An 11,035-nucleotide genomic window follows, 5' to 3' on the forward strand; every position below is an offset into this window, starting at 1 on the left:
TGCAATAGCAGCCATAATGGCCTCCTGACAAAAAGGGGATCAGCCGCGGAGCGCAGCCACTGCGTCGATTTCAACCAGATAACCGTAATGCAGTTCAGGCACCGGCACGACCGTGCGCGCGGGCCGCGCATCGCCCAGCATGTCGGCATAGACGCGGTTGAATTCGGGCCAGTTTTCCACGCCCACGATATAAGCCGTGACGCGGCACAGATCCGCCGGGGTCCCGCCCGCCGCCTCCAGGATGGCCAGCATATTGGCGATGGCCTGCCGGGCCTGTGCGGCAAAGCCCATGTCATCCAGAGGGGCCTTGTCGGCCCGGATCGGCAATTGGCCCGAGACATAGAGCATGTCGCCGGCGCGGATCGCCTGCGCATAATGGCCCGCCGGCGCGGGCGCCTGATCGGTCAGGATGGGAGTAAGCGCCTTGTTCATTACCAGCCTCCGAAACGTTGCCACTGGCCAGTCACCAGATCGCTGCCGCCATGCACCACGTTATAGGTACGATGCTGCGCCCCGGTGGCGCAGGCGTGATTGGGCAGAACCCGCACGCGATCGCCGATCGCCAGGTCAGGCAGTTTCCCGTCCGAACCGGGGCGGACGGTGATGATGCCATGCTCCTGGTTGGCATCGGCCAGAATGAGATCGGGATAGGGATTGCCCGCCAGATCGCAGACCACGCCATAGCCCTGATTGACGGCCTGCTTGGAGGTGCCGCGATCCTGCGACATGGCCATCCATCCGGCATCGATCAGGATCCAGCCCTTGTCGCGCTGATGGCCGATCACCGTGCCCATCACCGAAATTGCGATATCATCGACATTACAAATGCCGATACCCGCCATCACCAGATCGAAGAATACGAAGACCCCGGCCCGCACCTCGGTCACGCCGGTCAGGTCGAGCGCGTGATGGGCTGTGGGCGTCGAACCGATGCTGACCACCGGGCAAGGCAGGCCCGCGTCGCGCAGGATGGTGGCCGCATCGACCACGCTGCGCCTTTCCTGTTCGGCGGCCTGTTGCAGCGCCTGCGTCCCACGCGCGGCATAGCTGCCCCCGGCATGGGTGAGGACGCCGCGCAGTTCACCGCCATCACACAGCGCCCGTCCGATTTCCACCAGCCGCGCCGCATCATCGGGCAGCACGCCCGAACGATGGCCATCGCAGTCGATCTCGATCAGCGCCGGAATGACTTCCCCGCTTTCGCGTGAGGCCTTGGCCACCGCCTGCGCCTGCTCCACCGTGTCCAGCACCACCGCCAGATCGACGCCCCGGCGGCGCAGTTCGATCACCTTGGCCAGCTTCCACGGCGCGATACCCACGGCATAGATGATGTCGCGCACCCCGGCATCGGCAAAGAATTCCGCCTCCTTCAGGGTCGAAACCGTGGCGGGCCCCTGCGGGCTTTCCATCACCTGCCGGGCGACCTCAACCGATTTGGCCGTCTTGAGATGCGGCCGCAAGGTCACGCCATGAGGCGCCAACCGGGCGCGCAGCCGGGCGATGTTGCGCTCCATCCGCTCGGCATCGAGGACAAGACAGGGGGTTTCCAATGCGCCAAGGCGCAGCGAAGCGTCGCTCTCGCGGGCCTGCTCAAGAAGTGTCGGCTCAGTCACCACAGATGTTCCTTGCTGATCTTGTCGGGCCATTGTGTCGGTCCCGGGCGGTGGATTCAATTAATGGTTTTTGCAGGATAGATTAAGCTTGAGGTTAACCCCTTCACCCATCCCACCACACATGTTCGGCAAAAGTGTAGCCCATGAACCCGCCCAGCGGGACCGGATAGAAGCCCCGCAACCGGCGGTCATGGCCATCGAGCAGGCTGATGAACACCGGGATCACGCTGCCGCACTGCTGGTGGACCAGCCCCTGCATCTCGCCATAGAGCTGCTTGCGGCGCTGGTGGTCGGTCTCGCCCCGCGCCTCGATCAACAGCTTGTCAAAGCGCGGATTTTGCCACCCGGTTTCGTTCCAATTGGCATCCGATTTGTAAAACAGGCTGAAGACCATGTCGGCCGTGGGGCGCGGGTTGTTGTTGCCGAAAAACAGCGGGTGCTTCATCCAATGGGTGGACCAATAGCCATCGGCGGGCACCCGGTTGACCGCCAGATCCAGCCCCACGCGGGCACCATATTCCTGAAGGATCGAGGCCATGTCCACCGACCCTTCGGCGGCGGGCGAGGCATAGACCGGCAGGCGTATGCCGCTCAGGCCCGAGCGCTGGACATGCCATTTCGCGCGGTCCAGATCGAGGTTGGTCTGGGGCAGATCGTCGCGGAAATAGGGATGGCCGGGCGGGATCGGCTGATCATTGGCGATGGTGCCGTAATTGCGGAAAAGCGCGCGGTTGATCAGCGGCCGGTCCAACAGGTGGCGGATCGCGGCAGTAAAATCGGGATTGCCGGTGGGCAATTGGTCCTGACGCGCGACCAGATTGGTGTAGAGACCCGATTTCGTTTCAATGACCCCATGCGCGGGCGAGGCCAGAATGCGCCGCGTCGAGCGCGGATTGACCGCATTGATCAATTGCACATCGCCCGCCAGCAAGGCGCTGACGCGGCTGACCTCATCGGGAATGGCGATCAGTTCGATCTCATCGAGATAGGGCCTGCCCGCTTTCCAGAAATTGGGATTGCGCCGCACCACGGTGCGGATGCCGGGCCGGAATTCGGCCAGAAGAAAGGGGCCTGTGCCATTGGCCGTTTGCGGATCGTCATGATCGGCGTCGACAATGAGGAAATGCGACTGGGCCAGAATGACCGGCAAATCCGCATTCGGGCCGGTCAGCGTGATGCGGACCTCACGCGGGCCGGTGGCGCGCACATCGGCAAACTGGCGCGCAATATCGGCCATTTTCGAGCCGATGCGCGGGTCCTTGTGGCGCAGCAGCGAATGGACGACATCCTTGGCACTCAGGCTCTTGCCGTTGTGAAAAGTCACGCCGCGGCGCAGGGTCGCATGCCACACCTGCTGATCGTCGCTGGTCAGGCTTTCGGCCAGAGCGGGCTGGGCATTCAAATGCCGGTCCAGTTCGGTCAGCCCGCTGTAGAGCATGAAATGCCGGACATAATCGGTGTTGAGCGCGCCGCGCGCGGGATCCAGCGTGTCGCCAATCGAGGTCGATGTGCTGGCCACGCGGATGCGCCCGCCCTGCCGGGGCGGGCCGTCGCCGTGGAGCGCGACCGGGGCCACATGCGGCCTGTCCAGCAGCCGCCCGGCCATGGCCGCCGCCCCCAGCCCGGCAACGCCGCCCAGCACCACACGCCGGTTGATCGCCCCCCCGGTCACTGCGGATAAAAGCCCAGAATGGCCTTGGTTTCGAGATATTCCTCCAGACCGAAGCGGCCATATTCGCGGCCATTGCCCGATTGCTTGTAGCCGCCGAAAGCGGCAAAGCCGTCCCAAGCGGGATGGTTGATATGGACCTGACCCGAACGGATCCGGCCCGCCACGCGCCGCGCCCGATCAAGATCGCCCGACTGCACATGCGCGCCCAGCCCATAGACCGTGTCATTGGCGATCCGCACCGCCTCTTCTTCATCGGCATAGGGGATGATGCAGAGAACCGGGCCGAAAATCTCCTCCTGTGCGATCCGCATGGTATGGTCGGGGCAGGAAAAGATCGTGGGCCGACAATAGAGGCCGCGCTCCAGCCCTTCCGGCTTGCCCGGCCCGCCGCAGATCAGGCGCGCGCCCTCGGCAAGGCCGATGCCGATCATCTGCTGCACCTTGTCGAACTGGTTGCGGTTGGCCACGGGGCCAAGATCGGTCGCATCCTGCGCCGGATCGCCCACGACCAGCGCGTTGGCGGCATCGGCGGCCAGTTGCTCAACTTCGGCCAGACGGCTTTGCGGCACCAGCATCCGCGTGGGGGCGCTGCATGACTGGCCGACATTGCGCATGCCCGCCGCCACGCCCAGCGGCACCACGCGGGCGAAATCGGCATCGTCGAGCAGGATGTTGGGCGATTTGCCCCCCAGTTCCTGCGTGACGCGCTTGACGGTGGGCGCGGCGGCCTGGGCGACCAGAACGCCCGCGCGGGTCGATCCGGTGATCGAAATCATGTCAATGTCGGGATGGGCCGCCATCGCGGCGCCTACCACTTCGCCCGTGCCCGTCACCATGTTGAACACACCAGGGGGCGTTCCGGCATCCTCGATGATCCGGGCCAGCATCTGGGCGCTGAAGGGCGACAATTCGCTGGGTTTGAGCACCACGGTGCAACCGGCGGCCAGCGCCGGGGCCAGCTTGGCGGTGATCTGATAAAGCGGCCAGTTCCAAGGCGTAATCAATCCGCATACGCCGATCGCCTCACGGGCAATGGCGGTGGTGCCCTGTTGGCTCAGAAAGCTGAAGTCGCGCAGAACCTCGATGGCCGCGCGCACATGGGCCAGCCCAAAGGGCACATGGGCGGCGCGGGCAAAGGTGATGGCGCAGCCGATCTCCTGACTGATCACCTGCGCCAGCATCTCCGCCCGCTCTTCCATCAGCGCCAGAATGCGGCCCAGCAGGGCAAGGCGCTCCTCGCGCGAACTGGTCGAAAAGGCCGGGAAAGCGGCGCGGGCGGCGGCAACGGCGGCATCCACATCCTGCGGGCCGCAGGCGGCCACCGTGCCGATCACCTCCTCGGTCACCGGGCTGAACACCGGTATCGGTGCGGCCGCGGCAATGGGGGCTTTCCATTCGCCATGGACATAGATGAGATCACAGGAGGGCAAAGACATCATCAGCCGGGCTTTCGCGCATCAGGGTTGGGTTGCTTGTGGGACGATGATATGGCAAGTCATGAATATCGCAATTAACGCGATCTATATTCTTCATTAAGCTGAAACCTAATGATCACAACCGAAGATCTCACCTTCTTTCAGGTTCTGGCCCGTTCCCCCTCGCTGGCCGAGGCGGCGCGCAGCCTGAATGTCACCGCCCCGGCGGTCACCCAGCGGCTGCGCGCGCTGGAGGCCCGCGTCGGGGTGAAGCTGGTCGATCGCAATTCACGCGGGCTGAGTTTGACCGATGAAGGGGAACTGATCGCCTCGGAAGGGCTGGAGATCATCGGCGCGATTGAGGATCTGGCCGAAAGGCTGGCCTCGCGCACCAGCCAGATCCGAGGGCATTTGCGGGTGGCGGCCCCCTATGGCTTTGGCCGGCGCTATGTCAGCCCGGTTGTCGAAAGTTTTGCCAAGGCCCATCCGGCCACGACCGTCACCCTCGAACTCTCCGACAGCCCCATCCGACAGGTCAGCGAGAGCTGGGACATCGTGGTGCATATCGGCGCCCTGCCCGAAAGCGACCGATTGGTCACGACGCTGGCCCCCAACCGCCGCCTGCTTTGCGCTTCGCCCGCTTATCTGGCGCAGAGTCCGGGGATTGTGACGCCCGATGATCTGATCGCGCACCGTTGTCTGGCGCTGCGGGAAAACAACGAGGACGTTACCCTCTGGCGCCTTGCCCATGAAGCCGAAGGGCGCATGACCGTGCGGGTCAAGCCCGCCATGTCGAGCAATGACGGTGAAATCGTGCGCGATTGGGCGCTGGCGGGTCTTGGCATCATGGTGCGCAGCGAATGGGATGTGGCGACCGAGCTGGCAGCCGGGCGGCTGCGGGAGGTCCTGCCGGGATGGACGCTGCCCGATGCCGATGTGGTGGCGCTGCTTCATGCCCGCCATGGCCGCAGCGGACGGGCCAGCGCCTTTCTGCACAGCCTGCGCGCGGCGCTGGGCCGGGTGCCATGGCGCGCGGACATCGCCGGATAGCAGAGCGCACCATTCCACAGAGGCGTATATATAATATATATTTGACGAGCGGGTCTGGACATCGGCGGCGACCACGCCATCTTGGGCGCGGCGGCACATCCTGCCGGTTCCATCCCCCACATGGAGGCTTCATGCCTGCGATCCTTTCGATCGAAGCTCTCGGCAAACAGTATAAATCCGGCCACAAGGCGCTCGAAGGCGTCGATCTGTCCATTGAACGCGGCGAGATCTTCGCGCTGCTCGGCCCCAACGGCGCGGGCAAGACGACCTTGATCAGCATCGTATGCGGAACGGTGACGCGCAGCGCGGGCACGATCACCGTCGCAGGCCACGACATCGACCATGCCCGCCGCGAAGCGCGCCAGCGCATCGGGCTGGTGCCGCAGGAAATTGCGCTGGATATGTTCTCAACCGTGCTCAATACGGTGCGGTTCAGCCGGGGCCTGTTCGGCAAGGCGCCCGATCCGGCCTATATCGAGGAAATCCTGCGCGACCTTTCGCTGTGGGACAAGCGCCATGCGCGCACCATGGAATTGTCGGGCGGCATGAAACGCCGCGTGATGATCGCCAAGGCGCTGAGCCACGAGCCCGAATTGCTGTTCCTTGACGAGCCGACGGCGGGCGTGGATGTCAATCTGCGCCGCGACATGTGGGCGCTGGTGCGCAAGCTGCGCGAACGGGGCATGACGATCATCCTGACCACCCATTATATCGAGGAGGCCGAGGAGATGGCCGACCGCGTAGGCGTGATCAACGGCGGTCGGCTGCTGCTGGTCGAGGACAAGGACGCCCTGATGCGCAAGATGGGCAAGCGGCAATTGACGCTGACCCTGCAGGCGCCGCTGAGCGCCATCCCGGCCGAGCTTGCCGAATGGTCGCTGGTGCTGGCCGAAGATGGGTTGCGCCTGATCTACAGTTTCGATGCACAGGCCGAGGACACCGGCATGCCCGCGCTGCTCCATCGCCTGAGCGAATTGGGCATTGCCTATCGCGATCTCGACACCAGCCGCAGCACGCTGGAAGATATTTTCGTCAATCTGGTGGAGAAAGCGGCATGAGCGTGATCAACCTCCACGGCATCTGGGCAATTTACCGCACCGAAATGGCCCGCACATTGCGCACCATATGGCAAAGCGTGGCAACGCCTGTCATCACCACCGCGCTTTATTTCATCGTCTTTGGCGGCGCCATCGGCTCGCGGATGAGCCATGTCGGCGGGGTGGGCTATGGCGCCTTCATCGTGCCGGGCCTGATCATGCTCAGCCTTTTAACGCAAAGCATCTCGAACGCCTCCATCGGCATCTACTTCCCCAAATTCACCGGCACGATGTTCGAGATCCTGTCCGCACCGCTCAATGCGGTCGAGGCGGTGATCGGCTATGTCGGCGCGGCAGCGACCAAATCGGTGGTCATCGGGCTTATCATCCTTGCCACAGCCACTTTCTTTACCGATGTGCGCATTCTGCATCCGGTCTGGATGGTCGCCTTTCTGCTGCTGACCTCGCTGACCTTCAGCCTGTTCGGCTTTCTCATCGGCATCTGGGCCAAGAATTTCGAGCAATTGGCGATCATTCCATCGCTGGTCATCACCCCGCTGACCTTCCTTGGCGGCGCGTTCTACTCCATCGACATGCTGCCCCAGCCGTGGCGCACGGTCAGCCTGTTCAACCCGGTAGTCTATCTGGTCAGCGGTTTTCGCTGGAGCTTCTATGGTATGGGCGATGTCGGCGTCGGCGCCAGTCTTGGGTTCACGGCTGGTTTCATGGCGCTGTGCCTTATCGCTCTGGCGTGGATTTTCCGCACCGGATGGCGGCTGAAACCCTAGGCAGGCAAGGGGCGTGACGGAAAAGAGGATGCCGGAACGCCCCATTATTTGCAGCTTCGGCCGTGCTGTGCTAAATGGCCGCCACCCGGTAATCGGCCGGAGTGCAAAAGGAGCATGAAATGGACCGGAAGACGCGCTGAAATCGCCCGTCCCTTATTTGTTTCCGGTACTGTCATGCCCTCATTTCTTACTCTCGATTCCGTGGCTTTGGCCACGCCCGCCGGTCGGCCCCTGTTTTCCGGTCTGTCGCTTCATGTCGGGCGCGAGCGCATCGGCGTGGTGGGCCGCAATGGCTCTGGCAAATCCACCCTGCTGCGCGCGATCCTTGGCCAGGCGCCGGTGCAATCGGGCACAGTGGTCCTGGGCGGCACCGTCGGCCTGCTGGAGCAGATTGTCACGCCCGGCGATGAAACGGCATCCGAGGCGCTTGGCGTCTGTGCGGCGCTGAACGGGCTTGATCGCATAGAGGCCGGCACGGGAACCGAGCAGGATTTCGCCGAAGCGGATTGGGCCCTTCCCCATCGGCTCGAAGGAGCACTGGCCGGCGCCGGACTGCCGGTGCTCGATCTCGAACGCCCGCTGGCCAGTTTCAGCGGCGGGGAACGGACGCGACTGGCCATCGCACGCCTGCTGATCGCGCAACCAGATCTGTTGCTGATGGATGAACCGACCAACAATCTGGATGACGATGGCCGGGCGGCGATCGCCGGACTGTTGGCAAACTGGCGCGGCGGGGCCTTGGTGGTCAGCCACGACCGCGCGCTGCTCGAAGGCATGGACCGGATCGTCGCACTTTCGCCCGTCGGCGTCGCGATCCATGGCGGCGGGTGGTCATCATGGGTTGCCGAGCGCGATGCGGCAAGGCTGCGGGCGGAAGCGGACCTTGAGGAGGCGGAGCGGCAGATCCGCGCGGCCAAGCGCGAGGCGCAGACCGCCCGCGAACGGCAGGCCCGGCGTGATCGCGCCGGGCGCACCTATGCCGCCAGCGGCAGCGCGCCCAGGATCCTGCTGGGTCGGCGGCGCGAAAGCGCGGAAAACAGCGCCGGTCGCGTCCACTCCCAGACCGAGGAGCGGATTGGAGCCACAGCGGACGCGCGCGAGGCGGCGCGCGCGCGCGTCGAGGTGGCAACCCCGCTCAAACTCGAAATCCCGTCCTGCCACCTGCCCTCGGGCCGCCTTGTGCTGGCCTTTGAGGATGTCAGTTGGTTTGCCGGAGAGCGCCGCGTCATCAACGGCTTATCCTTCACTTTGCGCGGGCCGGAGCGGGTGGCCCTGACCGGCCGAAACGGGGCGGGTAAGACCACGGTTCTCAGGCTTGCGGCGGGCCTTGCCGCGCCCGCCCACGGCAGGATCGAGCGCCCGGTTCCCTACGCCCTGCTTGACCAGACGGTCAGCCTGCTGGATCGCGGATCGACCTTGGTGGAGAATATGCGGCGGCTCAATCCGGCGCTGGATGACAACAGCCTCCGCGCCGCTCTGGCCCGTTTCGCCTTTCGCAACACCCAAGGGGACAGGCTGGTGGGGGATCTGAGCGGCGGGGAATGTCTGCGGGCGGGGATCGCCTGTGTGCTTTCGGCGCTGCCCATGCCCCAACTGCTGATGCTGGACGAACCGACGAACCACCTTGATGTCGAATCCATCGAGGTGATCGAATATGCGCTGCGCGGCTACGACGGCGCTCTGCTGCTCGTCAGCCACGACGCGGCATTTCGCGATGCCGTGGGCATCACCCGGCAGATCGCACCCGACCGAACCAGTTCTTAACGCATCGGGGCGTATCAGAAATCCCTTCGGGGAGCAGACATGCAAGAGCGCGACGGCGGCGAGAGATGGACAAGGCTGGACGGTCTGCGCGGTTTTGCCGCGGCCGGGGTCGTGCTCTATCACATGGCCAACTGGCCCAATCTGCCCGTCCATTTGGACAGGATAACCGGCTGGGTGTTCCTTAAGGGCTGGACGCTCGTCGATCTGTTTTTCGTCCTGTCCGGCTTTGTATTTGCCCATGTCTATGGCGCGCCGGGCCAGTTGCGGCAGGCCCACGCGATGCGGGCCTTTGCCGTGGCGCGTTTCGCCCGTTTGTGGCCTTTGCATTTTGTCATCCTGTGCCTGTTCGCCGTGTTTTCGTGGGGCGGCGGCAATGATGGACCGCATTTTCTCGCCCATGCCCTGATGCTTCAGGGATTCGACCTGATGACCGCCCGGGCCTTCAATTCGGCAAGCTGGTCGCTGAGCATCGAGATCCTGTGTTACGCCCTGTTTGCCGCCGGAGCATGGCTTGGCGAAAGGGTGCTGTTATGGATCACCGTGCTGGCGGTGGTGGGTTGCGGATGGTGGCTGGCGGTGCTGGGCCATCCGGGCGGGCCGTGGTTTGGCGAAACCATCCCGCGCGGCATCTTCGGCTTCTTTATCGGCCAAATGGTGTGGCGCAACCGTGCGTTGGGCACACGCGTGCCGACAGTCCTGCTGTGCGCGATGGCGGGCGCGGGGTTCTGGCTGGATAATGGCCATATCAGCCCGCTGGTCCCGCTGGGCCTGCTGACATGGCCTGCGGCGGTCCTGCTGGCGCTGCGCATGCCGGTCATGGAAAGCGCGGTGATGCACTGGCTGGGGCAGCGCTCTTTTGGGCTGTATATGGTGCATATGCTCTTCATCCACGCCATAGACGGGATTTGGCCGCCGGATGGGCTGAAGGGCGCGGGTTTTATCATCGAGCAGGCCGCGATCGTGCTGCTCACCCTGATGGCAGCCGAGATCGCCTTTCGCTGGATCGAAGTGCCGGGGCGCCGCGCCATCCGGCATTATTGGGGCGGAGGGCCGGTCAGAGCCGTCGCGCAGCATCAGCCGCAATATGGCTGATGGACGCATTGTCCGTTTGAACCGTCAACGGGTATGCGTCAGCCCGATCAGCAGCATCGGATCGATCAGCAGATGCGACAGCCCATGCCCGGCCGCTGCCGCGAACCAGCCTTGCCGCCAGTAGAGCCATCCCCATACCGCCCCGACGGCAAGATAGCGCAGAGACGCACGGAACGGCTCCTGCACCAGCGATGGCCATACGCCTATCATCTGGGCCGCAACCGCCGCCAGCCCATAGCCCACAGGTCCCACCCGGCCCCGGACCAGTTTTATCGCCGCGACAATCGCCGTCATATACAACAGCCGATAGATCACCTCCTCGCCCAGCGCCCTGATACACATCGCCAGCATCCGGTCGCCCAGCGGACTGGTAAAAAAGGCGACATAATCCGCCGGGAGCCGGTCGCGAAAAATCCAGAGATCGAGCATCGCGATAGAGCCGGTCACCCCCAGAACCGCCGACACCACCGCCACGGCACCCGACCGGATATCGCGGGGCAACAGGCCCAACCCAAGCTTGCCGAGCATGAGATCATTGGCTTTGGCAAGGTCCACCGGCGTGACTTTCCTGAAAATGCGCCAATCCTTGACAGGACGGGCGGGC

Annotated in this window: 10 protein-coding genes; 5 read left to right on the forward strand and 5 right to left on the reverse strand. The window is 64.2% G+C overall.

All coding sequences use genetic code 11. The annotated features are described in order from the left end of the window. Positions 1–39: 39 nt before the first annotated feature. From BGP00_RS01815 to BGP00_RS01830, 4 genes are all read right to left on the reverse strand, one after another. The gene (locus BGP00_RS01815; RefSeq protein ID WP_292921810.1) at positions 40–432 is read right to left on the reverse strand and encodes a RidA family protein; all 393 of its coding nucleotides are present in this window, start codon (positions 430–432) and stop codon (positions 40–42) included. Beyond that, positions 432–1,514 carry a DSD1 family PLP-dependent enzyme gene (locus tag BGP00_RS01820; RefSeq protein ID WP_292921835.1) on the reverse strand — a complete coding sequence of 361 codons (1,083 nt, stop codon included), beginning with the start codon at positions 1,512–1,514 and terminating at the stop codon, positions 432–434. The genes BGP00_RS01815 and BGP00_RS01820 overlap by 1 nt, the downstream gene beginning before the upstream one ends. 202 nt (positions 1,515–1,716) lie before the next feature. After that, a complete protein-coding gene (locus BGP00_RS01825) occupies positions 1,717–3,285 on the reverse strand; it encodes an ABC transporter substrate-binding protein (RefSeq protein WP_292921809.1) in 1,569 nt (522 codons plus the stop codon). Continuing rightward, a complete protein-coding gene (locus BGP00_RS01830) occupies positions 3,282–4,721 on the reverse strand; it encodes an aldehyde dehydrogenase family protein (protein ID WP_292921834.1) in 1,440 nt (479 codons plus the stop codon). Before BGP00_RS01830 ends, BGP00_RS01825 begins: the two co-directional genes overlap by 4 nt. Positions 4,722–4,832: 111 nt before the next feature. Between BGP00_RS01830 and BGP00_RS01835 the strand changes: the two genes are divergently transcribed. The 5 genes from BGP00_RS01835 (at position 4,833) to BGP00_RS01855 (ending at position 10,431) form a co-directional block, all read left to right on the forward strand. Further along, positions 4,833–5,750: a LysR family transcriptional regulator gene (locus BGP00_RS01835; protein WP_292921808.1), complete on the forward strand. Its 918-nt coding sequence runs from the start codon at positions 4,833–4,835 to the stop codon at positions 5,748–5,750. 131 nt (positions 5,751–5,881) lie between these two features. After that, positions 5,882–6,808, forward strand: a complete 927-nt coding sequence (locus BGP00_RS01840; protein WP_292921807.1) for an ABC transporter ATP-binding protein — start codon at positions 5,882–5,884, stop codon at positions 6,806–6,808. Next, complete coding sequence (locus BGP00_RS01845) at positions 6,805–7,575, forward strand: ABC transporter permease (protein ID WP_292921806.1); 771 nt, start codon at positions 6,805–6,807, stop codon at positions 7,573–7,575. Before BGP00_RS01840 ends, BGP00_RS01845 begins: the two co-directional genes overlap by 4 nt. Before the next feature lie 174 nt (positions 7,576–7,749). Beyond that, on the forward strand, positions 7,750–9,339 hold the full coding sequence (locus tag BGP00_RS01850; RefSeq protein ID WP_292921805.1) for an ABC-F family ATP-binding cassette domain-containing protein: 1,590 nt from the start codon (positions 7,750–7,752) through the stop codon (positions 9,337–9,339). 39 nt (positions 9,340–9,378) lie between these two features. Beyond that, positions 9,379–10,431: an acyltransferase gene (locus tag BGP00_RS01855; protein WP_292921804.1), complete on the forward strand. Its 1,053-nt coding sequence runs from the start codon at positions 9,379–9,381 to the stop codon at positions 10,429–10,431. A 24-nt stretch (positions 10,432–10,455) separates the two neighbouring features. On the opposite strand, the gene BGP00_RS01860 is transcribed toward BGP00_RS01855, so the two are convergent. Further along, entirely contained in the window at positions 10,456–10,959 is a 504-nt protein-coding gene (locus BGP00_RS01860) for a hypothetical protein (RefSeq protein ID WP_292921803.1), read from the reverse strand. Between the last annotated feature and the right edge of the window lie 76 nt (positions 10,960–11,035).

This window comes from Novosphingobium sp. 63-713, assembly GCF_001898925.1.
Lineage (GTDB): Bacteria > Pseudomonadota > Alphaproteobacteria > Sphingomonadales > Sphingomonadaceae > Novosphingobium.